Source organism: Bacillota bacterium (assembly GCA_013177945.1).
Lineage (GTDB): Bacteria > Bacillota > DSM-12270 > Thermacetogeniales > Thermacetogeniaceae > Ch130.
Map to the genome: position 1 here is coordinate 175,592 of JABLXW010000015.1, position 22,938 is coordinate 198,529.

Here is a 22,938-nt window from a genome sequence, read left to right on the forward strand (position 1 = left end):
TAAACCCCGCTCCTTGGAGAGGGGTTTTAAATTTGCCTTAACAAAACAGGAGGGGGTTTTAGATGCAATTCTTAGAAGGTATCCGGGAAAAATTTTTAAGGCTGCTAGAAGAAAAGCATCTGTCAGGTGATGAAGAGGTGCAGGTTGTCAGCGCCCGGGCGCTGACCTCTGAGGAAGCGATCGGCCGGCCGGAACGCCATGACTTTCCGCTCTTGAAGGGTAAAGAATTTATGCTTCAGGCCAGTTTCAAGGGCGCTTTAGGGCAGGCATATACCGATATGCCGGGAAACTACTGCGGCAACCTGAAAGACGTCCTTGCCCTGCCTTTGCAGAACAATTACGAACGGGCCGTATTTGTTGCTTCTCTGAACGCAGTTATGCGGCACCTGAAGCTGGTTGATAGAACCGTTCACTGCCGTGACGCAGAACCGGGTCGGTGTGCCGCTTACCTGGTGGAGTACGTACGGGAGCGTTTTGGGTGTCCCCGGATTGCCTTTATAGGCCTGCAGCCGGCGATGGTAGCCAGCCTGGCCAGGCATTTTCCCATCCGCGTAACCGACCTCGACCCGGATAATGTCGGGCAATATAAAGAGGGCGTCCTGATAGAAGACGCAAGTTTTAACAAAGAAATTGTTGCCTGGAGCGATCTGGTCCTGGCTACAGGAACTACAGCGGTAAATAATACCTTAGAAACAATAATAGGCCAAAAACCGGTGATCTTTTACGGAGTAACTATCAGTGGCATTGCCCGCCTGGCCGGCTTCGAGCAGTATTGTTCTTATGGACACTGATTTTAAGCAAGGGGGGTAAATGATAATTAATGAAGAGATTAAGCTTCATCGTGATTTTATGCTTTTTGTTGTCAGGCTTGCTGGTGCTGCCTGGATGCGGCAAGGTCCAGGGCCAGAAGGGTGAGGCAGGGGAGAATGATAAAACGGCTGGCTCAGCTATGAATTCTTTATTAGTCTATTGCGGTGCTGGCCTCAAAAAACCGGTAGAGGAAATCGGGGCTGCCTATCAGGCAAAAACCGGGATAAAAGTTACTTATACTTTTGGCGGTTCGGCGCAGCTCAGCAGCCAGATCCTGTTAACCAGGCAAGGAGATGTTTACCTGCCGGGGGATATAGCAGAATTAAAGCCTCTCAAAGAAAAAAAACTGGTGGTATGGGAAAAGAATATTGTTTACCACATCCCTGTCTTAGCTGTTCCCAGGGGAAATCCTGCCGGTATTCAAAAATTAGCTGATTTGGGACGGCCGGGAGTGAAAGTTGCTCTGGGGGACCCCCAGGCTAATCCTATCGGCAAGGTGGCCGACCGGCTCCTGCAGGAGTCCGGCCTGCTGGAAAAGGTGGATAAGAACGTGGTGGTCAGGACCCCGACGGCGAACGAGCTGATAGTGTATTTAACTACAAAACAGGTCGACGCTGCCATAGTCTGGGAGGAAAATTGTCAGGGGGCAAAAGGTGAGGTTGAACTGATCCCTGTACCCGAACTAAAGGATTATATCAAAACGGTTCCCGTGGCCGTCCTTGGCTGTTCGAAAAAAAAGGAACAGGCTCGAAAGCTGGCTGAATTTATGGCTTCGCCATCTGCCTACAAGATCTGGGCAAAGTGGGGCTACAAACCGGTTAATCAGTAATCTCGGAAGGGGGTATAACATTGGATGCAAAGCTCATTAAAGTGGGCAATGTATTAATCACCTGTCTTTTGGTGCTTTTCATCTTGGCTGCTGTAGGAAACGTTCTGATAAGGGGCCTGCCACATATGCCTGCATATTTAAAAACATCGGAACTTGTCTTTGCCATTAAACTCAGCCTGTTTACCTCCCTGGTTTCGACTGCCGCCTGCCTGCTGGTAGCGATGGCGGTAGCTTATACTCTCGCCCGCTATTCTCTGCCGGGCCGGGGTTTGGTAGCCAGTCTTATAAGAATTCCTCTAAACATGCCCCCTGTTGTTTCCGGGGTCTGTCTTCTGCTGCTTTTTGGTACCACGACCTTCGGCGAAACCCTGTCCCGGATGGGTTTGCGTTTTGTGTTTACGGTTCCGGGAATAATTCTGGCCCAGTTTTTTGTCAACGTCCCTTCCCTGATTACCGTCCTTAAGGCTGCCATTGAAAATGTGGACGTACGTTTGGAGTATGTGGCGAGGACTCTGGGCTGCACTCCGGCCCAGGCGTTCTTCAGGGTGACCCTGCCTCTGATACGGAACAATGTGCTTGCCGGTCTAATTCTCACCTGGGGCAAGGCCCTGGGGGAATTTGGCGCGGTTCTTATGCTGGCCGGTGCAATCAGGTTTAAAACGGAAACCCTGCCCATATCGCTCTATTTAAATATGGCTACAGGTGACATGAATGCCCTGATGGCCTCGGCAAGCATTCTGATTTTGATAGCGGTAATTTCGCTGGTCGTTTTTGAGCGGGCAGGAGTAAAGTTTTACGAGCGGGTGCCGGGTCTGTGAAAGAGAAACCGCCAGGATTTTCTCTTAGGTTGTCCCGGGTAACTAAAAAGTTGGGCGCTTTTCAACTCCGGGACATCTCCCTGGAAATTCATCCTGGAGAGTACTTCGTCATTCTAGGGCCGACAGGTGCCGGCAAGACCCTGCTGCTGGAGATAATTGCCGGTATGCATTCTCCAGATGCAGGCGAAGTGTGGCTGGGCGGAGAAAATATTACCACCTGGCCGCCGGAAAAGAGACGGTTTGGTTTCGTCTACCAGGATTATGTTTTATTTCCCCATTTGAATGTCAGAGAAAATATCGTTTTTGGGTTAAAGAACAGGAGGCTGCCTCGCATCCAGATAAAAAAAGAACTGGATTATGTGGCGGCCCTGCTGGGGATTGCTCACCTTCTCGAGCGTTTCCCTGCCACCTTGAGTGGCGGGGAGCAGCAGCGAGTCGCCCTGGCGCGCGCCTTGATCACAAAACCCCGGATCCTTTTGCTGGATGAACCGCTGTCGGCTTTGGATCCATGTACGAAGGAAATGCTTCGGTGCGAGCTGAAACGTTTGCACCGGAATACCGGCACCTTAACTATTCACGTAACCCATGATTTCGAGGATGCCATTTTCCTGGGCGAGCGGGTTGGGGTAATGGCCGGGGGGTGTATGCTCCAGGTGGGAGCTCCAGATGACGTCTTTGCCCGGCCCCGCACGGAAATGGTAGCCAGTTTTGTCGGGGCGGAAAACATTTTCAGGAGTGAAATAGTTGTCCGGGGAGGAAAAAAATACGTTGTTTTGGGGCAGACGATGCTTCTGGTAGAAACGGATTTAGTTGGCAGGGTAGGTTTTTCTATCAGGCCGGAGCATGTCTTGGTCAGCACAACGCCGCAAAATGAGAACTGTTTGCCGGGAAAAGTACTGGCGGTTTACCCCAAAGGGTTGTTGGCGAGGGTGATTATCGATGTAGGAGGGGAAAGCCTTGTGGCTCTAGTCGTTGTCAGGGAAAACAACCATTGCTCCCTGGACCCGGGCGACATAGTTTTTTGTTCTATTCCACCAACCGCAATTAACGTTTTTTCCCAATAGGGAATCCGTCTTTTCAGTTTGCCGATCGTCTCTTCCTGGCCGGCCCGCCCCGCAGCCTTCAGAACCAGGGCCGGCTTTTGTGCTTGGTGCGACTGCGGCTGCACCTGTCTCTTTTTTACCCAATTTGATACTTTAATTTTTAATTTTGAGACGAACCTGGCCGGCCTTAAATTTCTCAGCACCCGTTTTATCGGCCTGTGGGTTTATTGTGCTTTTGGCATAAATATTGCAGTAGATAGCAGGCAAAAGGGCCGGGCTGCCCGGCAACAGATGATAAGTAGTGGTTTTCTGCCGGAAAACAAGCAGTAGTGGTATCACAAAAAGTGTGAAAAACTTAACAAAGAGGTTCGATACATTATTTTAACTCAGAGGCCCCCGAAGCCGCCTACGTCTTCCAACCGGCTGCCGAGCACCGGTCGTAGGCGGCTTCTTTTTGTTTGCTTCTTTTTATTTGCGGAGCGCTCCATCTAAGAGTAAGAGTTTCACTAAATCTCACCGGCGCCTTTTTTCCCATTTTGATACTGAATTTTTAATTTTGTAACAAAGCCAGGTTGGCCTGATGTTTCACGAAACCGTAGATATCAGCCTGCAGGTTGCTGGGTTTTTGGCACAAATGTTGCAATAGAACAAAAATGCCTAAAGGTACTTGGCAACAGACCAGGGAGGTGGTTTCCTGCCGACGGAAGCAAGCGAGGCTGAGTTGGTGTGATTTGATTTTGATTAAGAGGAAATCCAAAAACAGAATAATTCTACGAGCCCGCCTGCCTAAGGTTATGCTATGGGGGCGCGGCCTGGGGCAAAGACCCCACAGGGTTGTTGGAGAAATCCGGCAGCCTCCCTGTTATGGAAAGTAGAAGAATTATAGATTTGGAGATGTGCTCCGGCAAGTTCCTTTTCTACGACCATACAGGGGCACATTTTTATTTGTAAATTGCGCTCGCCTGGGGGAAGGCGCGTTGCTGGTGGTGCTTATCGGTTCATTCATTATGCTCTGGGAGGAGCTGTTGCATGAAGGCAAGCGGAATCATCCTGGCCGGCGGATGCAGCTCGCGCATGGGCAGGGACAAGTCTCTGATGGTGTACAATCGGCAAACGCTGATAGAGCGGACTGTGAACGAGCTGCGGAAGGTCGTGGAGGATATTGTGATAGCCAGCAACCATACCTCAAAATACAACATTTCCGGCGTTGTCGAGGTTCCAGACCTTTACCCCGGTATGGGGCCGCTGGCCGGGATGCATGCCGGGCTGAAGCAGATTAAACACCAATACGCTTTCATTATCAGCTGTGACATGCCGCTGTTTAGGGCCGAACTGGCAAAATATCTCCTGGACCTCAGCCCCGGCTATGATGTGGTTGTTCCTCAGTTAAATAATTATCTTGAACCTCTTTGCGCGGTTTATTCTAAAGGCTGTATCGAGCCTATTGAAAGCTGCCTGAAGGCCGGATTGAGAAAAATAATCCTGTTTTACTCGCAGGTCCGCGTTTTACCGGTAGGCCGGGAAGAGATCGAAAAAATCGGCAACCCAGAGGAATTGTTCTACAATTTGAACACACCCGAGGATTACAGGTCGCTGTTGATGCGGCGGCAGAATATGGACGGATCTCCGGATGATAATCAAAATTGTTGAACAAAAATCAGGAGGGCTATGTGCAGTGAAAAAAGATAAACCGGTAATTTCCATTGTGGGGAGATCAGGAGCGGGCAAGACGACGCTGTTGGAAAAGGTCATCAAAAGGCTGAAAGAAAACGGAATAAAGGTTGCTGCCGTCAAGCATGATGCGCACAGGTTCGAGATGGACAGGCCGGGCAAGGATACCTGGAGGATGGCCCAGGCGGGAGCCGATGTGGTGGCAATATCCTCTTCCGAAAAAATTGCCATGATCGAAAAAGTGGCCGGGGAAAAGAGCCTCGATGAAGTTGTGGCAATGCTTCCTGATGTTGATATCGTGCTTACCGAGGGCTACAGGAGAGGCGACAAGCCGAAGATCGAGGTCTACAGATCGGAAGTGCACAAGGAACGGCTTTGCTCCCCCGAGGAACTGCTGGCCATTGTCAGCGATGTGGAATGGGATGATCTTGACGTGCCGCGTTATCACCTTGATGACATCGACGGGATCGTCGGCGAAATAGTAAGGTATCTTAGAACCTACGGCAACAACAATAAGTGTCCAACCTCAGCGGCAGAAAGGGGCTGCGGAAAATGAAGACGGTGAGGGTTGAAGATGCAGTAGGAATGGTGTTGTGCCATGACATCACAAAGATCGTGCCGGGAGAGTTCAAAGGCAGGGCCTTCAAGAAAGGGCACATCATCAGCTCCGAAGACATTCCGGTGCTGTTAAGCCTCGGAAAGGATCACATATATGTTTGGGAAATGGAAGAGGGTAAAGTGCATGAGAACGAAGCCGGTATCCGGCTGGCGCAGGCTGTGAAAGGACCGGGAGTATCTTTAACCGAACCCAGCGAAGGCAAGGTCCAGTTGGTGGCCGATTACGACGGAATGTGCTCGATTAATGAAGAGTTGCTGCTTCAGGTCAATATGATTGACGATCTGGTGGTTGCCACCCGGAGCAACAACAGGCCCGTCAAAAAGGGGGATGTTGTGGCCGGGGTGCGGGTCATTCCCCTGGTGATTGAGGATGAGAAGTTAAAGCAGGCAGAGGAAATAGCAGGAAGCAGAAATGTGATTTCCGTGCTGCCCTTCCGGAGGTATCAGGTTGGTGTGGTGATCACCGGCAACGAGGTTTACCACCGGCGTATTGAGGACAGGTTTTCGCCGGTAATCAGGAAGAAGGTTGAAGATTATGGGAGTAAAGTGATTGACCAGATAATAGTACCAGACGACATAGATCGAATTGCTGCTGCCATCCGAAATTTAATTGCCCGGGGCGCAAACCTGATCGTGACATCAGGCGGCATGTCGGTTGACCCGGACGATGTCACCCCCAGCGGTATCAGGAAGACAGGAGCAGAAATCATCTCTTACGGGGCTCCTGTCCTGCCCGGAGCCATGATCCTGGTGGCCTATTTGGGTGATATACCGGTTTTGGGGCTGCCGGGGTGTGTGATGTACCACAAGACCACCATCTTTGACCTCCTTCTCCCAATCGTTATGAGCGGGCAGAAAATCAACCGGTCGCTGATGGCCAGACTCGGTTTGGGTGGGCTCTGCCTGCATTGCGATGTCTGCCGTTACCCGGCATGTTCTTTCGGGACCGGCTTTTAGGAGGGGTTATTAATGAGGGTTAATGTTTCTTTGGAAGAAGCTCAGGAATTGGTGCTGAGCATGGTCAACCCGGTGGGCGAAACCGTCGTCCCCCTGGCCGATGCTCTGGGACGGGTGATCGGCCGGGATATCAAAGCCCCTTGCAGTGTACCTGCCTTTGATAAGTCCCCCCTTGACGGGTATGCCCTCCGGGCCGGGGACACCGTAACGGCATCCCCTGCCAGCCCGGTGGTTTTGCAGGTCATCGAGGAAGTGCCGGCAGGCAGTGTACCTGCGAAGAAGGTCACTCCCGGGTGTGCGATAAGGATTATGACCGGGGCTCCGATCCCTGAGGGGGCGGATGCTGTGATCCGTTTTGAAGATGTGGAGGAAACGCCGGAGTCGATCAAAGTAAGCCGGCCTCTGGCTGCGGGGAGCAACATCATCCCGGCGGGGGAGGATGTGGTCGAGGGTGAAATCATTGCCCGTTGCGGCATGCGGGTCAATGCGCCTTTGATAGGTATGCTGGCATCTCTCGGGATTGCCAGGGTGTCGGTTTATGAGAGGGTAAGGGTGGCGATCATCAATACCGGCAGCGAACTTCTAGATCCGGCCGAAAAGTGGCTGCCCGGCAAGATTTATAACAGCAACCGCTATCTCCTTGAAGCGAGATGCAGGGAACTGGGGGCGGAACCGGTTTATCTGGAGAGCGTTCCCGATGAAAAAGGAGCGGTTGCCGGATCTGTAAATAAGGCGCTGGAAAAGGCCGATCTGGTGATCACTACGGGGGGTGTATCGGTCGGCCAGTACGATGTGGTTAAGGACGCCCTGCAAATGATCGGAGCCCAAATCCTGTTCTGGAAGGTTGCCTTAAAACCCGGCACGCCGATCGTCGCTGCTTGCAAGGACGGCAGGGTGATCCTGTCCCTTTCCGGCAACCCTGCGGCCGCCATGGTGACGTTTGATTTGATCGCTGCTCCGGCATTGAAGAGGATATCCGGCCTGAAAGAACCGCTGCCGCCGACGGTTACCGGAATCCTGGCCGGCGGTTTTCCAAAGGCCAGCCCCCAGCGTCGCATTTTGAGGGCCAAGTGGAAAAAGCGGGATGGGGTTGACCTGATAGAGCTTACGGGAAAGCAGAGCAACGGAGTTTTGAAGTCTTTGATAGAGTGCAACCTCCTGATCGATGTGCCTGCAGGCAGCCCGCCGCTGGTTGCCGGCCAGCCGGTTTCTGCCTTTGTGGTGGGCAGCTTTACCGATTCCCTTTTGGGAAATGAAGGTATCAGATGCCGGCCTCAGAGTTGCTAAATTAATAAGTTTAAGGCAGAACCTGAGTTTATGGATCTCAGAAAACAGAATAGTCTACGAGGCCGTTTGCCTGCGGTGACACTACGGCAACGCGGCCTGGGGTGCTTACCCCACGGGGTTATCAGAGAAATCTGGCAGCCTCCTGTAAAGTAGATAAACTACAGAAGCATTTTTCATGCTTTGAATGATAAAACGGCGGGAATCCTTTATAAGTCAGGGGGGAGGTAATTGCGTTGTTCAGGTTGCGTAGCTTTGCGCCTGCTTTGTTGGCGGCGATTCTACTGTTTTCACTTCTTACCGGTTGTTCCGGCAGTGCTGATCAAAAGGTAACGGAAGACAAAGAGCAACAGACAAAACCGGCTACTTTGACCATTTCTGCTGCAGGCTCTCTAAAAAACAGGCCAACACTTATGGCCGGGGCAGGCCTGTTACCTTCACCTGCCGCCCGATCGCCTTTGTGTTATTAACTGATCCAGTGTTGAGTTACTTTCAGCATTATCCGACCTGATACGAAAGGGGGAAAACAATGTCCAAAAAAATGCTCTATCTGACGGGTTTATTGCTGGTATTCTTCCTCTTTTTTATTTACGGCTGCGGTTCCAAGAGTCCGGAGGGGGAGAAAAGCCTGCTCGATGAGGATTGGAGCCAAATACTCAAAGAGGCCCGGGGAACGACGGTGAATTTCTATATGTGGGGTGGTAATGAGAGCATTAACAAATGGGTCGATACCTTTGTGGCGGATAGAATGGAAAAATATTACGGTGTCAAAGTTAACCGGGTGCCCATGGATGCGGATCAGTTCATCAACAAACTTCTCGGTGAAAAACAGGCCGGCCGCCAAAAGGGATCGATTGATCTTCTCTGGATCAACGGCGAAAACTTCAGAACCACCCGCCAGGCCGACTTGCTATGGGGTCCCTTCGCTGACAAGCTTCCCAATTTCCAGAAATATGTAGATAAAAATGCACCAGATATAGCCAACGACTTCGGCTATCCCGTTAACGGCTATGAGGTGCCCTGGGGCAGGGCCCAGTTTGTCTTTGCCTATGACAGCCGCAAGGTCAAAAATCCGCCCAGATCTGCTGCCGAACTGATGCAGTGGGTGAAGGAGCATCCGGGGCGGTTTACCTACCCGGAACTGCCGGACTTTACAGGGAGCGTTTTTGTGCGGCAGCTCATGTATGAGTTGTGCGGCGGTTATAAGGCCTTTCCTACAGTACAAAAAGTAGATAAAGATGCCCTGGACCGGAAGCTGGCAGCGCTTTGGAACTACTGCAACGAAATGAAGCCGTACCTCTGGCGCAGCGGCAAGACCTATCCCTCGACCATAGCGGCCCTGCACCAGCTGTTCGCCGACGGGGAAGTCGATTTCACCATGACCTATAACCCTGCGGAAATTTCCTGCATGATTAAGAATGGGTTGCTGTCGGATACGGTGCGTACTTTCGTGTGGGACCGGGGGACCATCGGAAACACCCACTTTTTGGCCATTCCCTTCAATGCCCCGAACAAGGCAGGTGCTATGGTTCTGGCCAACTTCCTGCTGAGCCCGGAGGCGCAGTTATCCAAATATGACCCGAAAAACTGGGGGGATATGCTGGCCCTCGATGTAAGCAAACTGGAGCCGGAATATATCGCCCAAATGAAGAAGGTGGACCGGGGAGTAGCAACTCTTCCTGAGGAAGAACTGCAGAGCCACCGCTTGCCCGAAATTAGCTCGGCATACATTCCTGTGATTGAAGATTTATGGAAGAAAAATGTGTTAACGAAATAGGCGATGGACATGAAAAACTTTTACGCTGAAGTGTTCAAACCCTATTTTTACCTGGCTCCATCCCTGGTTGTTCTTGTCGGCTTTTTCCTGGGTGGCTTTACTTTAGCCCTGGCTCAGAGCCTGGGGTATTTCCCGGTGATCGGGATGAAGGAGTTTACGTTGTTTTATTACCGCCAGGTGCTCGGCAGCCCCGACTTCTGGGCTTCTTTGAGGGGGACCTTTTATATCGCCTTCACCTCCACCCTGCTGTCAACCATCGCAGGGGTTTACCTGGCCAATTACCTGGTGCGGTGTGCTCCGAAGAACAGGCTGATATCTCTTTTGTATAAGCTTCCCATCACCGTGCCGCACCTGGTGGCAGCTCTGATGATGGTGTTTCTCTTCTCCCAGGGCGGAGTGATCGCCCGTCTGATGCTGAAGGCAGGCCTGATAGAAAATATTTCCGATTTTCCGGCGCTGTTTTACACCCGGAATGCCGTCGGGATCATCCTGATCTATTGGTGGAAAGAGACCCCTTTTGTTGCAGTGATGGTCTATGCCGTGATGAAGCATATCGTTGGAAAACTGGGGGATGTCGCCGCAACTCTGGGTGCAAACCCCAGGCAGGTCTTTTATCACGTGGTTCTGCCGCTCAGCATGCCCGGTATAATATCTGCTTCGGCCATTACCTTCGCCTATTCTTTTGGCGCTTTTGAAATACCCTATCTGCTGGGAGCGAGTTATCCGAAGACTCTGCCGGTCCGGGCTTATTTCAGCTATATATCGCCGCAGCTGAGCGACAGGCCGGAAACCATGGTCATAAACGTCCTGGTATCTCTTGTTTGTGCCTGTCTTGTGGCGGTCTATTATGTATCCATGCGCAGGTACCTGCGCCGGTGGAGTTGATGTGGGATGTTCAGGGGAAAAGGATCGAGGAGTATTCTTGGGCCCTGCCTGCTGGCCGTGCTGATCATTCCCTTTACGGTGCTGGTTCTATGGGCCTTTACCGGGCAGTGGCCGGCCGATTCCATCCTCCCGACCCGGTTGGGGTTGAGGGGCTGGTTGTATATGTTTTCTCCTCATGGAAAGGTGTTGCCGGGCCTGGTTATGAGTGTGCTTCTTTCTCTGGCCGTTACCTTTTGCGCCCTCGTGATCAGCATTCCGGCCGGCAAGGCCCTCGGCCTGTATGATTTTCCGGGGAAGGGGCTCATCGAGTTGCTTGTTTTGGCCCCCATCATCATCCCTTCCATTACCGTGGGGATGGGGCTGCATACCGCCTTTATAAAATTCGGTCTGGCGGATTCCTTTGCCGGTGTGCTCCTGGTGCATCTCATGGTGGTGTTGCCCTATGGAATCAGGATTTTCGCCAGCGGTTACAAGGCGATGGGAAGCAAGTGGGAGGACCAGGCAAGGGTTCTGAGAGCCGGGTGGTGGCAGAGATTTATCTATGTGACACTGCCGTTTTTATATCCCGCCATGGTGGCAGGCGGTATTCTGATCTTTAACGTGTCCTTTGCCCAGTATTTTTTAACCTTTCTGATCGGAGGCGGCAGGATAATCACCCTTCCGCTCATTCTCTTTCCGTATATCAACGGAGGCGACCGGGTGGTGGCCTCGGCCATCAGCCTGGTCTTTATCGCGGCGTCTTTGCTGCTGATGGCGGTAATTGAAAACACCGTTAAAGATCGGCAAGAGGAGACGGCTTTTTATTACATGTGAGCAGATGGTGAGAAAGTGCCTGAGATTGTGCTGCGCGGCCTGACCAAAGCCTATAATGGGGTGACTGTTTTGAGAGGGGTGTCCCTGGAGATCGCCGACGGAGAGCTGATCACCCTGGTGGGGCCTTCTGGCTGTGGCAAAACAACTACCCTGAAGATCCTGGCGGGGTTGATTGCTCCGGATCAGGGCGAGATCTTGATCGACGGCCGGGAAATCACCTCCGTACCGGTTGAAAAACGGGATATCGTCATGGTCTTTCAGGAGAATTTGCTTTTTCCCCACATGACGGTGGGCGAAAATATAACCTTTGGTTTAAAGATGGCGGGTTGCAGCAGGCGGTACCGGGAAGCCAAGCTAAGAGAAATGCTGGAGCTGGTGCAACTCCCCGACCTGAAAAATCGCTATCCGGCGCAGCTTTCCGGGGGACAGCAGCAAAGGGTGGCTCTGGCCAGGGCGCTGGCCCTGGAACCCCGGATTTTGCTGCTGGATGAACCCCTTTCCAACCTCGACCCCCGCCTGAGGGACGAAATGCGGGAGCTGATCAGGGAAATTCATAAAAAGATGAAAATGAACATTGTTCTGGTGACCCATGATCAGCTTGAGGCGATGTTGATGGCCGACCGGATAGCGGTGATGTTTGACGGCAAAATAATCCAGTGCGATACCCCTTATAACATCTATAACCGACCGGCCACCCGGGAGGTGGCCAGCCTGTTCGGGCCTTGCAACACCCTTTCCGGTTTTATCCAGAACGGAAGGTTTAAAACCGGAGGGCGTGAGTTCGCCGTTCCCGGTGTAGATCTGACCGGCGAGGTGGTTGCCTTTATCCGGGCTGAAGCAATTGAACTTGTGGATTCGGAGCCGGATCTCAGAGGGGTTGTTGTGGAAAACAGGTACACCGGCGGGCACAGCCTGTTGAGGGTTGATACCGGAGACGGGGAGTTCCTGGTCAGGGTAGATCGGCACGCGGATCTGGTCGTAAACAGCCGGGTAGGGTTGAAAATCCGTTGGGACAAGGCCTGTTTTAATAAGGGCGACGCCGCCGGCGGAGAGGAGCATTACCGCCTGCGGCGGGAAAAGCGCGAGGTGAAAGGATTTGTTGGCCGAACGGTTGCTGTCGGGCATTAAGCGGTATGTGGACGGTGTCCGTTTCAGGTCTGCCTTGGGGCTCCGGCAAGGAGTTACGGTCGGCTTTCTGGCCCAGGGTGAGTACAACCTGAACTATCTCCTGCAGTCGGGGGAGCAGAGGTATGTATTGAGGGTGAATACCGGAAGCCAGATGAATCTGGACAACCAGATCGCCTATGAATACCGGGCTCTTCAATTATTGAGCCCTACTGGGGTTACTCCCCGGGCCTTTTACCTGGATGATACCAGGCAAGAGATACCGTACGGTATCCTGGTCATGGAATACCTACCGGGTAAACCGCTGGACTACCGCAGCGATCTGGCCACTGCCGCACGGACCTTTGCCAGGATACACGGCATGGAATTTTCCGCCGGAGAAGTGGAATTTCTGGTCAAGGAGCCCGGGCCGCTGACAGGGATTTATAATGAAGCGGTTCGTTTACTGGATAAGTACTTTTCCTGCCCCCGGGCAGATCCCGTGGTTGCCGGCCTCCTGGGAAAGATCATACTTAGGGCGGAGGAGCGGAAAAAAGACGAAAAGTACCTTTTGGAGGAACCCTGGCTGCGGGTCATCAATACCGAGGTTAACTCCCACAACTTCATTGTGAATCCGGCAACCGGCTCCTGCCATTTAATCGACTGGGAAAAGCCCATATACGGTGAGCCTGCCCAGGATCTGAGCCATTTTCTGATCGCCACAACCACCCTGTGGAAGCAGAATTACATCCTGAGCAGGGGAGAGGAGGAATTGTTCATCAGCACCTATCTTCAATACCTCCCGCCCTGTCCTCAGGCCAAAACGCTGCGGGAAAGGGTGGAAATGTTCAAGTTTTTCAATTATCTGCGGGCTGTTTCCTGGTGTGCTATGGCCTGGACCGAGTATATCGAGCCGGGGCGGCCCTTAAGCAACCCGGATACCTTTGAAAAGATCAAGGCTTACCTGGAGCCGGGTTTTTTAGAGGGGATTCTCCGGCAAGCCGTGTAGGAAAACGTGGAATCAAGAGGGTGTCGGGCGAGGTGTTGTCTTGATGAAAAAAATCATCTTCGATTGTGATAATACCATGGGGATAGAGGGCTGCGACGTGGATGACGGGCTGGCGTTACTCTACCTCTTGGGGAAAGGAGGCATTGAGATATGCGGAATAACCACAACATACGGCAACAGTGATGTGGATACCGTTTACTCTAATACGGACGCGATTTTAAAAGAGATCGGCAGAACGGACATCCGGCTTCTCAAGGGTTGTCCCGGGAAAGATGTGTTGAGAAGTGAAGCGTCGGACTTCATCGTGGAAACGGTAAAATCAAACAGAAAGGACATCTCCATCCTGGCTACAGGGTCTTTGACGAATTTGTATGCCGCATATCTATCGGACAATACGGTTTTCGAAAACGTCTGTGAAATCGTCGTTATGGGGGGAATTACCGATGACCTGATGATCAACGGCAGGATTCTCGATGAACTGAATTTCTCGTGTGATCCCGCTGCAGCCGAATGCGTTTTGAAAAACGGGAATAACCTCTCCGTCATCACCGGAAATAACTGTCTCAAGGCCTTTTTTTCAAAACAGGATTTTGAACACAGGCTTCTAGCGAGTGGTAAACCCGCAGCCGGATACATAGCTCAAAAGTGCAAACACTGGTTTGACGAAATGATGTCCGCTTTTCACCTTAACGGCTTTTACAACTGGGATGTGGTCGCCGCCGCTTTTTTGGCGAACCCTGCGCTGTTTGATAATCATTTTCAATATATAGCGCCAAATCTTGAGGATCTTAGAAAGGGGAGATTAAGCCCTGCACCGGAAGATCACTCACGGCATCGGGTAAACACTCCTGTAATTCGCGACGCGGAAAGGTTCATCGAGGATGTTTACGGCGCCTGGCTGAGATTGAATTTTTGATGCCATTGGCGAGGCGCTTTTTAAAATTGGGTGTATTCGTTTCATTTAGATTTTAGATTACTGATATGGAAGTTGCTATCTCGAAAGATGGTCTGGTTAAACATTGTTACTGGCATGATAATTGCTTCGTCGAATTGGTGAGCCTATCTCCGGTGATGCTATAGCGGTGAGGCCTCTGGGGTGTAGAGGAACGATAATTCTAAATAAGTGCTTTGGCCGGATGCAAGAATGACGTTAACTCTGAGATATGGAGGGGAATTAGGTGGAGGACCGGTTTGGAAGGAAAATCGACTACCTGCGCATCTCGGTAACCGACCGCTGCAATTTGAGGTGCCTGTACTGCATGCCGCCGGAAGGAGTAAAACCCAAGTCGCACCAGGAAATCCTGCGATTTGAGGAGATCCTGGTCGTTGTCCGGGCAGCTTTGGGGCTGGGCATCAACAGGTTTCGCTTAACAGGGGGAGAACCACTGCTTAGAAAAGGTATTGTACCCTTTATCAAGTCCTTAATGTTGCTGTCGGGAATCAGGGATTTATCCGTGACAACAAACGGGACACTTTTGTCCAAAATGGGCAGGCAGCTTAGGGACGCCGGTCTGCGCCGGATCAACATCAGCCTCGATACCCTTGACCCTGTAAAATATGCCAGGATCACCCGGGGTGGGGACCTGAAAGCTGTCTGGGACGGGGTGTGCCAGGCCCTGGAACTGGGTTTTTCTCCTGTAAAGATTAACGTGGTCGCCCTCCGCAACATCAATGATGATGAATGGACGAACTTTGCCCGCCTGACCCTTGACTACCCCGTGCACGTTCGCTTCATCGAACTGATGCCTGTAGGCACCAGCTGGTACCTGGCAGGGAGGAATTTTGCTTCCTGCGAGCAGGTCCGGAGCAAGATAGAGAAAAGGCTGGGAGAACTGATTCCCGTCGCGACCGTTCAGGGGAGCGGACCTGCCGAGTATTTCCACCTTCCGGAAGCCAAAGGGACCATCGGCTTCATCCACGCCATGAGCAGCCACTTCTGCGCCTCCTGCAACCGCCTCCGCCTTACAGCAGACGGCAAACTGCGCCCCTGCCTCCACGATCAGCGTGAGGTAGATGTGCGTGATGCGGTGCGGAGCGGCGCCACCGAAAAGGAACTACAGGGACTGTTCCTCAAGGCCCTGCGGCTTAAGCCGGCAAACTACCACGAGGCGATGGGCGCTCCTGCCGGCGGGCGGGGGATGGTCCAGATTGGAGGGTAAAAGATGGCGGACTTTACACATTTCAATGCCGCGGGCCGCGCATGCATGGTCGATGTAGGAGAAAAGCCCGTAACGACCCGGGAGGCGAGGGCGCGGGGAACGGTCTTCATGAAACCAGAAACCCTCGAGCTTATCAAAAGCGGGGGGATCGCCAAGGGGGACGTCCTGGGAGTTGCCCAGGTGGCCGGGATCATGGCGGCCAAGCGCACCTCAGAGCTGATACCCATGTGTCACCCGCTGTTTATCAGCGGCATCGACCTGGACTTTCGCTGTGACCAGGAGTGCAGCGCAGTGGAGATCGAAGCGCGGGTTAGGTGCCAGGGAAAGACAGGGGTGGAGATGGAGGCCTTAACTGCAGTGAGCGTGGCAGCCTTGACCATATACGACATGTGCAAGGCGGTAGACCGCGACATGATCATCGGTTACATTCGTTTGGTGGAGAAATCTGGAGGCAAAAGCGGAAAATATCTCAGGGAGGGAGAAGAACAATGGGAAAAATTGTAGCGGTTTGCACCAGTGAAAACACGGGAGAACGCAAGAGAAACGTCGGCCAGGGGACGCTGGTGGTCGAGCACGGACTGGAGGGTGACGCCCACGCCGGACCATGGCACCGGCAGGTCAGCCTCCTGGCAATGGAGAGCATCAGGAAAATGCAACAAAAAGGCCTCGATGTAGGCCCGGGAGACTTCGCCGAAAACATCACCACCGAGGGGATCGAACTCATCACCCTGCCGGTCGGAACAAAATTGCGCCTGGGAACAGAAGCTATCGGCGAAGTGACCCAAATCGGAAAGGCATGCCATTCCAGGTGCGCCATCTACTACCAGGCTGGGGACTGTATCATGCCGAGGGAAGGGATTTTCATCCGCGTGCTCAAGGGAGGCCCCGTCAAGGTCGGAGATAGCATCGAAATCATCGAGATCCCCCAGGAAGAAGGGACGGGCAAATGAGAGTGGCCATTTTAACGGCGAGTGACAGGGGATCCCGGGGCGAGCGGGAAGACCGCAGCGCAGAGGTCATCAGGGAAATGGTGACATCTGTTGGAGGAGAAGTTGCCGCCTACGATGTCGTCCCTGATGAGAAAGAAATCCTGACTGCAAAGCTGATCGAGTTCGCCGACAAGGAAAAAGTAGATCTCATCCTGACCACTGGAGGGACCGGCCTTTCGCCCAGGGACGTTACCCCCGAGGCGACCCTGGCGGTCATCGACCGGATCATCCCCGGCATTCCAGAAGCCATGCGGGCCGCGGGGCTGAAGCAGACACCGCATGCCATGCTCTCTAGGGCGGTTGCCGGCACCCGCGGCCAAACTCTGATCATCAACCTTCCCGGCAGCCCCCGTGCGGTCAGGGAGAACCTGGAAGTAGTGTTACCGGCCCTACCCCACGCCCTGGAGACCCTCCAGGGAAAAGGGAGAGAATGCGCCCGCCCTGAACAAGAGAACTGGAATTAGGGCACTCGTGTTCACGGGTGTGACGTGGGTACCAAGAAAGAGGTTGTCCTGTTTAGCGGAATTCAAATGGGAATAAGGCTGTATATCAAATCTATTTGTGTAACGGTCAAAAGAAAACAAACCTGAGAGGGGAGGAAAAAGTAAGGTCGCTTGCCGGTTAGATTTAGCTATGAATCGGAGCGACGTGCGTAATGATGATGGAAAAACTTATGGGAAGTTTGAGAAGCAGGATGACTGTGCTGTTTGGGTTGATTGTGCTGATCGGGTGCCTGGTACTGATGTTTGTAAGCGGAAATCGCGCCGGGAGTGCTCTGGAAGATGAAGCGAAGCAGGCTATGTCCAAGCTGATCAAGCAGGCGGTCGAAACTGTAGAGGGCTGGGTAAAGGCTCGTTTCTACGTTGTGGAGAGCACGGCCAATCAAAGTGCCGTCCGCGGCAGGTGGGAAGACCGCGAGGCTACTTTGGAGGAGAAACTGGCGGTCCTCAGGGATACATTGCAGGCAGCAGAAAGCCTTGGCTTCAAACAGCTCGGTATCGTCGATAGAGAAGGAAATGTAGTCTTTTCAGACGGAAGTAAGAGCAGAATTTCGGAGCAGAGCTGCTTCCAGGCTGCACTTAAGGGCAGGACAGCGGTCTCCAGCACGATTGTCAGCAGAGAAGACAATTCCGTAGTGTTTGCTTTTGTCTCACCCGTGCGCGACTATACCACCGGCGAGATCAGGGGTGCGCTGTTAGGAATAGTGGATGCGGCTAGTTTTAGTGAGCTGGTAACGGGCATCACTTACGGCCGGACTGGTTATGCCTTTGCCGTAGACAGCACCGGCAAAACTCTTGCCCACAAAGATACTACAAAGGTGCTGACCGAAGAGAGCATGCTGAAACTAGCCGGGTCGGATCCGGCTATGGCATCCGTAAGGTCCGCGATCTCCAGGATGGCCGAGGGAGAGGAAGGCGTTACCACCTACAACTACCAGGGGCAAGATAAGATTATAGCCTACTCACCTGTTGAGGGAACCGACTGGTCCCTGGCTGTGACTGCCCCTGTGTCGGAGGTGCTGGAAAGAACGACTAGCCTTAAACGCTCTATGCTGATCATATCTGTGGTAATAATTCTTGTTGCTTTAATTCTTACTTATGTGATGGCCAGAACCATCACCACACCTCTTGTGCTGACAGTCGATTTGCTGGGGCTGATTGCCAATGGCGACTTTACAGGGTCGGTTCCAGACAAGTTTCTGCGCAGGCAGGACGAGATAGGGACGTTGGCCAGGGCTGTGGACCGCCTGCAGGCCAGCATCAAACCACTGCTTTCAGGGATCAAAGAAGAGGCTAAAATGCTGGCCGGCAATTCTGAGAACTTAAGCGCAGCATCGGAAGAGATTGCCTCCTCCTCCGGCGAAGTAGCCAGGACCATCCAGCAGGTAGCCGCCGGGGCCTCTGAGCAAGCAGGGCATTTGCAGGAGATATTAGAGCTTATGGAAAACATCACCACTAGTTTAGAGAAAGTTTATCGCGAGCTTGGTAACGTTAAGGCAAGCAGTGAAAAGACCTCTCGTTTGGCCGGGGTGGGTAAAGAAGAGCTGGATGTCTTGGTTGCCTCTATTAATGGTGTCCGCCAGACTTTTAGAGTTGCCGCGGAGAAACTAACCGACTTAAGCGGTTCAGTAAATCAGGTAAGCGAAATTCTGGAAGTAATCAACAATATAGCAGACCAAACGAATCTTTTGGCATTAAATGCAGCTATTGAAGCGGCACGTGCCGGTGATGCGGGCCGCGGCTTTGCGGTTGTGGCGGAGGAGGTCCGTAAACTGGCTGAACAATCCCGGGCTTCTTCAGATAAGATAAGACTGCTGCTTGGTACCATTGCCTCGGAAACCGGTGAAGTGATGAGCACTTCAGAGGAAGTTGGTAGGCAGGTCGAGGCCCAGCTTGAAAATGTGGAAAACACGATCAGATCTTTCGACAACATCTTGGATGCGGTGGCTGCTATGGAGCCCGTAATCGAGGAGACTTACCGTCATGTAGAGAGCACTGTGAAGGCTAAAGACGTGGTATTGGAGCGGGTCAAAAGCATCAGCGCGGTCTCGGAAGAGACTTCGGCTGCAGCTCAAGAAATTTCGGCTTCGGCCGAAGAATTGTCTGCCTCCACTGAAGGGATAGCCGCCAGCGCCCAGGAGGTTTTGAGGGCGGCTAAAAGCTTGGAGGAACAGGTGGAGCGATTTAAGGTATGAGGTAAGTGTTATGCCGGGGTACGCTGAGAGCAGAGAAGAAAACGGTATGGCTGCGAATGGACGCTTTAGCCTCGGTGCTGGATGGAGGGGCCGTCTGGATAATGAAGTTAGCTGCCACAGAAAGAGGAGGATCAAAAATGTTTGCAGGAAGTAATGTCAAACATATTGTCGACCGGGCGAGGGCGGGAAAGCAGCTTGATGCAGGTGAGATCAGAGAATTGTTTTCTGTTCCCACATTTTCCGAGGAAGCATTTTATATACAGTTTGCTGCCCGTGAGATGAGCCAGGAGACTTCTGATGGCAAGGCTGAAATTCATGGACAGATTGGTATAGATAACAATGCGTGTTCCAATAACTGCCTGTTTTGTTCGTTTGCTGCCTGTAACCGTGTGTTTCAAAAACAGAATGTCATGTCCTTTGAAGAAATACTGGAAAAAGTCCAAAATTTTGAAAAAAACGGAGCCAATGCCATATATTTGATGACTACTGCGTCCTTTCAGTTTGAAAAGTTTATAAAAATAGTCAGAGAAATTAAAAGACATCTTAAAGAGGATACTGTTCTTATAGCAAATCTACCGGATTTCGGCTATCAGGAGGCTTGGCCCTTAAAGACGCCGGCATTAGCGCGATTTACCATGCGGTCAGACTGGGCGAAGGCAAAGTTACCCGTATCAGTGTCGCGACGAGATTAAATACGATTAAGGCAGCAAAGCAAGCAGGACTAAAAATATGCACCTGCGTCGAGCCTATCGGTCCAGAGCACACGATTGAAGAGTTGGTGGAAAAGACTTTAATCTGCAGGGATATTAATCCTGTGTTTGCCGGAGCGATGAGGCGCATAAATGTCCCCGGTTCTGAGTTGGAACGTTTCGGAATGGTTAGTGAGTTGAGGATGGCGCTGTATGTTGCTGTAGTACGGCTGGCTATGGGATACGGAGTTCCTTTAAACTGCACACATGAGCCCAATGTACCGGGAGCTATAGCCGGAGCTAATATTATATGGGCTGAAGCCGGGAGCAATCCCCGCGACACGGAGCAGAAAACAGAAAAACACAGGGGATTTGACGTTCCGAAGTGTCGCCAGGTTTTTAAAGAAGCGGAGTGGGAGGTGCACGAGGGGCCGTCTCGATATTTCTGCTGATAATCAGAAGTGGTGAATATTAAAGCAAGGAGAAAGGGTTGTAATGAGGGAGATTAAAAAGGTGGCGTGCAACCTGTGCCACAAGAGCTGTGGGATGCTGGCCTGCCTCGAGAACGGCGTAATCATAAAAATTGCGGAGGATCCCGGTTATCCCTTTAATATTGGAGCACAATGCTCGAAAGGGGCTTCAGCGCTGGAAGATTTAAATCACCCGAACCGTATTAACTACCCGCTGAAAAGAGTCGGAGAAAGAGGCTCGGGCCGGTTTGCAAGGGTGAGCTGGGAAGAAGCGCTGGATGACATCGCCGGGCGCCTGGTCCAGCTCAAAAAAGAGTACGGCGCCGAGGCCATATCCTCCATAAACGGCGCCAACCGTGCCGACGATCTGGCGCGCAGGCGCTTCTTCAACCTGCTGGGAAGCCCCAATGTTTGTCATACGGTTCCGGTTTGCTGGATCCCCAATTTTCTGGTAGAGGCATCATCCTATGGCTGGGCCGCCTTTGACAGTAACGTCACGGGCGGGGCCAGATGTATAGTAATCTGGGGTTTTAATCCCGGAGCTTCTTATGTTACCGAAATGAAAAAGATCCTCCAGGCCAGAGAAACCTTCGGCACCAAAATCATCGTCATCGACCCCCGCTTCAGCGAAACAGCCGCAAAAGCCGATCTCTGGCTGCCCATCAGGCCGAACAGCGACAACGCCCTGGCCCTGGCCTGGCTCAACGTCATCATCAACGAAGGGCTGTACGACATGGAATTCGTAAGCGAGTGGACCGTAGGCTTTGGAGAGCTGGCCGAGCGGGTGCAGGAATACACCCCCGAATGGGCAGCAGAGAAGACCGGGATTTCAGCCGAACTGATAATAGAAGCCGCCAGGATGTACGCAACCTCCAAGCCAGCCTGCATCATGTGGGGAGTAGCCACCGATCAGCTGGGGAGAGGGAGCACCGCAGGAGCCCAGGCGAGAGTAGCCCTGAGGGCGATCTGCGGCAACCTCGACGTGCCCGGAGGGGACGTCATGCCCGGACCCCACCCCACCTTCATCACAGACTGGGAAATGGAACTCAACGAAAAGCTGCCAGAGGAGCAGAGAGCCAAGCAGCTGGGGTCCGACCGGTTCAAGCTCAACAGCTGGCCGGGGTATCAGTTGATAACCGAGAACCTGGTGCGGGTCTGGGGGAAGAGCATACCGGCCGAATGGTTCTGCGAAGCCAACCCGCCGGTATTATTCCGGGCGATGGCCACCGGAAAACCCTACCCCGTCAAAGCAGCGATAGTGCTGGCCGACAACCCCCTGGTATCCTACGCCAACACCAAGCTGGTCTATCAAGCCTTGAAAAACCTCGACCTCCTCGTAGTCATGGAATACTGGATGACACCCACAGCAGTACTTGCGGACTACGTGTTGCCGGCAGCATCCTGGCTGGAAAGGCCAGTACTGACCACAACATACGGCGTTTCCGACTGGCTGGTAGCCTCGGAGAGGGCAATCAAGCCCCTGTACGAACGCAAAACCGACTATGAATTCTGGAGAGAACTCGGCATCAGGCTCGGGCAGGAAGAATACTGGCCCTGGGAAACCGACGAAGAAGTCTTCAAATACCGTCTTGAGAAGCTCGGTTACGAAATAGAGAGCTACGAAGAATTCGTTCAAAAATACCGCTACGACTTTGCGCCCAGGGAATACAGGAAATACCTGACCCGGGGATTTGCGACACCATCCGGGAAGGTGGAGCTGAAAAACTCCACACTGGAGAGGCTGGGTTACGACCCCCTGCCGCATTATGTGGAGCCGCCGTTCAGCCCTGAATCGAACCCAGAGCTGGCGAGACATTATCCTTTGGCCCTGATAACCAGCGGGAGTTTTCGTGGGGAAGGACGGGGTAAAATGAAAGGTAGGGCAATGCGTTCGGAACCGCGGGTTGCAATTAATCCTCGGTTGGCAGAGGAACTCGGCATCCAAGATGATGATTGGGTCTGGATCGAAACACCGGCCGGAAAAGTCAGGCAGAGAGCAGTGATCACCGATGCGGTGGCGCCAGGCGTTATTCAGGCAGAAAAAAGCCGCTGGCCTGTGGGGAGAGAAGGCAAAACTCCTGATCTTGCAGAAATCTTTGAGTTTAATATCAACGTCTGCCTTGACGACGACCCTGACACCTGCGACGAGGCCTGCGGAAGCTGGTGCACCCGCGGTGTTTTATGCCGGATAGCGAAGGTGGATGCTTCGTGATTTGTACGGCAGGATTGCTTCTTGTTGCACCGATTTAACATAAGAGGCCGGAGGTCTGTTTCTTGCCCCCGGTTTTCTTTTTGCGAGCCTCAAAGGAAGTTGGGGA

General features: G+C 52.6%; 21 protein-coding genes, 1 pseudogene and 2 riboswitches. All 22 genes and pseudogenes read left to right on the forward strand.

What is annotated here, in order from left to right; translation table 11 throughout:
* The first annotated feature begins 62 nt into the window (after positions 1-62).
* The 22 genes and pseudogenes from HPY58_10605 (at position 63) to HPY58_10710 (ending at position 22,832) form a co-directional block, all read left to right on the forward strand.
* Positions 63-791 carry a hypothetical protein gene (locus HPY58_10605; GenBank protein NPV30076.1) on the forward strand — a complete coding sequence of 243 codons (729 nt, stop codon included), beginning with the start codon at positions 63-65 and terminating at the stop codon, positions 789-791.
* 29 nt (positions 792-820) lie between these two features.
* On the forward strand, positions 821-1,639 hold the full coding sequence (modA, locus tag HPY58_10610; protein NPV30077.1) for a molybdate ABC transporter substrate-binding protein: 819 nt from the start codon (positions 821-823) through the stop codon (positions 1,637-1,639).
* A gap of 20 nt (positions 1,640-1,659) precedes the next feature.
* Positions 1,660-2,457, forward strand: a complete 798-nt coding sequence (locus HPY58_10615; GenBank protein NPV30078.1) for an ABC transporter permease — start codon at positions 1,660-1,662, stop codon at positions 2,455-2,457.
* The gene (locus HPY58_10620) at positions 2,454-3,521 is read left to right on the forward strand and encodes an ATP-binding cassette domain-containing protein (GenBank protein NPV30079.1); all 1,068 of its coding nucleotides are present in this window, start codon (positions 2,454-2,456) and stop codon (positions 3,519-3,521) included. Before HPY58_10615 ends, HPY58_10620 begins: the two co-directional genes overlap by 4 nt.
* A gap of 737 nt (positions 3,522-4,258) precedes the next feature.
* Positions 4,259-4,391, forward strand: a riboswitch (molybdenum cofactor riboswitch).
* A 138-nt stretch (positions 4,392-4,529) separates the two neighbouring features.
* A complete protein-coding gene (locus HPY58_10625) occupies positions 4,530-5,150 on the forward strand; it encodes a molybdenum cofactor guanylyltransferase (GenBank protein NPV30080.1) in 621 nt (206 codons plus the stop codon).
* Positions 5,131-5,727: a molybdopterin-guanine dinucleotide biosynthesis protein B gene (gene mobB, locus HPY58_10630; GenBank protein ID NPV30081.1), complete on the forward strand. Its 597-nt coding sequence runs from the start codon at positions 5,131-5,133 to the stop codon at positions 5,725-5,727. The genes HPY58_10625 and mobB overlap by 20 nt, the downstream gene beginning before the upstream one ends.
* Entirely contained in the window at positions 5,724-6,746 is a 1,023-nt protein-coding gene (locus tag HPY58_10635; protein NPV30082.1) for a molybdopterin-binding protein, read from the forward strand. Before mobB ends, HPY58_10635 begins: the two co-directional genes overlap by 4 nt.
* Positions 6,747-6,758: 12 nt before the next feature.
* Positions 6,759-8,033, forward strand: coding sequence for a molybdopterin molybdotransferase MoeA (locus HPY58_10640; protein NPV30083.1), 1,275 nt, complete (start codon positions 6,759-6,761; stop codon positions 8,031-8,033).
* A gap of 42 nt (positions 8,034-8,075) precedes the next feature.
* Positions 8,076-8,202: riboswitch (molybdenum cofactor riboswitch) on the forward strand.
* Positions 8,203-8,266: 64 nt separating this feature from the next.
* A complete protein-coding gene (locus tag HPY58_10645) occupies positions 8,267-8,500 on the forward strand; it encodes a hypothetical protein (protein NPV30084.1) in 234 nt (77 codons plus the stop codon).
* 59 nt (positions 8,501-8,559) lie between these two features.
* On the forward strand, positions 8,560-9,807 hold the full coding sequence (locus HPY58_10650; protein ID NPV30085.1) for an ABC transporter substrate-binding protein: 1,248 nt from the start codon (positions 8,560-8,562) through the stop codon (positions 9,805-9,807).
* Positions 9,808-9,810: 3 nt separating this feature from the next.
* A complete protein-coding gene (locus tag HPY58_10655) occupies positions 9,811-10,692 on the forward strand; it encodes an ABC transporter permease subunit (protein ID NPV30086.1) in 882 nt (293 codons plus the stop codon).
* A gap of 6 nt (positions 10,693-10,698) precedes the next feature.
* A complete protein-coding gene (locus HPY58_10660; protein NPV30087.1) occupies positions 10,699-11,505 on the forward strand; it encodes an ABC transporter permease subunit in 807 nt (268 codons plus the stop codon).
* Between the two features lie 15 nt (positions 11,506-11,520).
* The gene (locus tag HPY58_10665) at positions 11,521-12,633 is read left to right on the forward strand and encodes an ABC transporter ATP-binding protein (GenBank protein ID NPV30088.1); all 1,113 of its coding nucleotides are present in this window, start codon (positions 11,521-11,523) and stop codon (positions 12,631-12,633) included.
* Complete coding sequence (locus HPY58_10670) at positions 12,602-13,618, forward strand: aminoglycoside phosphotransferase family protein (protein NPV30089.1); 1,017 nt, start codon at positions 12,602-12,604, stop codon at positions 13,616-13,618. The genes HPY58_10665 and HPY58_10670 overlap by 32 nt, the downstream gene beginning before the upstream one ends.
* 40 nt (positions 13,619-13,658) lie before the next feature.
* Positions 13,659-14,534: a nucleoside hydrolase gene (locus HPY58_10675; protein ID NPV30090.1), complete on the forward strand. Its 876-nt coding sequence runs from the start codon at positions 13,659-13,661 to the stop codon at positions 14,532-14,534.
* A gap of 262 nt (positions 14,535-14,796) precedes the next feature.
* Positions 14,797-15,777 carry a GTP 3',8-cyclase MoaA gene (gene moaA / locus HPY58_10680; GenBank protein ID NPV30091.1) on the forward strand — a complete coding sequence of 327 codons (981 nt, stop codon included), beginning with the start codon at positions 14,797-14,799 and terminating at the stop codon, positions 15,775-15,777.
* 3 nt (positions 15,778-15,780) lie between these two features.
* Entirely contained in the window at positions 15,781-16,281 is a 501-nt protein-coding gene (moaC, locus tag HPY58_10685) for a cyclic pyranopterin monophosphate synthase MoaC (protein NPV30092.1), read from the forward strand.
* The gene (locus tag HPY58_10690; GenBank protein ID NPV30093.1) at positions 16,266-16,727 is read left to right on the forward strand and encodes an MOSC domain-containing protein; all 462 of its coding nucleotides are present in this window, start codon (positions 16,266-16,268) and stop codon (positions 16,725-16,727) included. Before moaC ends, HPY58_10690 begins: the two co-directional genes overlap by 16 nt.
* Complete coding sequence (gene mog / locus HPY58_10695; protein NPV30094.1) at positions 16,724-17,230, forward strand: molybdopterin adenylyltransferase; 507 nt, start codon at positions 16,724-16,726, stop codon at positions 17,228-17,230. Before HPY58_10690 ends, mog begins: the two co-directional genes overlap by 4 nt.
* Before the next feature lie 194 nt (positions 17,231-17,424).
* Positions 17,425-19,461 carry a methyl-accepting chemotaxis protein gene (locus HPY58_10700; GenBank protein NPV30095.1) on the forward strand — a complete coding sequence of 679 codons (2,037 nt, stop codon included), beginning with the start codon at positions 17,425-17,427 and terminating at the stop codon, positions 19,459-19,461.
* Positions 19,462-19,598: 137 nt separating this feature from the next.
* Positions 19,599-20,602 (forward strand): annotated as a pseudogene (locus tag HPY58_10705) (radical SAM protein).
* A gap of 43 nt (positions 20,603-20,645) precedes the next feature.
* Positions 20,646-22,832, forward strand: coding sequence for a molybdopterin-dependent oxidoreductase (locus HPY58_10710; protein ID NPV30096.1), 2,187 nt, complete (start codon positions 20,646-20,648; stop codon positions 22,830-22,832).
* Positions 22,833-22,938: the final 106 nt, after the last annotated feature.

What these genes read in the sequence shown, in the direction of transcription:
- HPY58_10660 (NPV30087.1), top strand. Translation starts at nt 10,699, where the DNA reads ATGTTCAGGGGAAAAGGATCGAGGAGTATTCTTGGGCCCTGCCTGCTG.
- mog (NPV30094.1), top strand. Translation starts at nt 16,724, where the DNA reads ATGAGAGTGGCCATTTTAACGGCGAGTGACAGGGGATCCCGGGGCGAG.
- HPY58_10710 (NPV30096.1), top strand. Translation starts at nt 20,646, where the DNA reads ATGAGGGAGATTAAAAAGGTGGCGTGCAACCTGTGCCACAAGAGCTGT.
- HPY58_10625 (NPV30080.1), top strand. Translation starts at nt 4,530, where the DNA reads ATGAAGGCAAGCGGAATCATCCTGGCCGGCGGATGCAGCTCGCGCATG.
- HPY58_10650 (NPV30085.1), top strand. Translation starts at nt 8,560, where the DNA reads ATGTCCAAAAAAATGCTCTATCTGACGGGTTTATTGCTGGTATTCTTC.
- HPY58_10640 (NPV30083.1), top strand. Translation starts at nt 6,759, where the DNA reads ATGAGGGTTAATGTTTCTTTGGAAGAAGCTCAGGAATTGGTGCTGAGC.
- HPY58_10690 (NPV30093.1), top strand. Translation starts at nt 16,266, where the DNA reads ATGGGAAAAATTGTAGCGGTTTGCACCAGTGAAAACACGGGAGAACGC.
- HPY58_10605 (NPV30076.1), top strand. Translation starts at nt 63, where the DNA reads ATGCAATTCTTAGAAGGTATCCGGGAAAAATTTTTAAGGCTGCTAGAA.
- moaC (NPV30092.1), top strand. Translation starts at nt 15,781, where the DNA reads ATGGCGGACTTTACACATTTCAATGCCGCGGGCCGCGCATGCATGGTC.
- HPY58_10635 (NPV30082.1), top strand. Translation starts at nt 5,724, where the DNA reads ATGAAGACGGTGAGGGTTGAAGATGCAGTAGGAATGGTGTTGTGCCAT.
- modA (NPV30077.1), top strand. Translation starts at nt 821, where the DNA reads ATGAAGAGATTAAGCTTCATCGTGATTTTATGCTTTTTGTTGTCAGGC.
- HPY58_10700 (NPV30095.1), top strand. Translation starts at nt 17,425, where the DNA reads ATGATGGAAAAACTTATGGGAAGTTTGAGAAGCAGGATGACTGTGCTG.
- HPY58_10655 (NPV30086.1), top strand. Translation starts at nt 9,811, where the DNA reads ATGGACATGAAAAACTTTTACGCTGAAGTGTTCAAACCCTATTTTTAC.
- mobB (NPV30081.1), top strand. Translation starts at nt 5,131, where the DNA reads ATGATAATCAAAATTGTTGAACAAAAATCAGGAGGGCTATGTGCAGTG.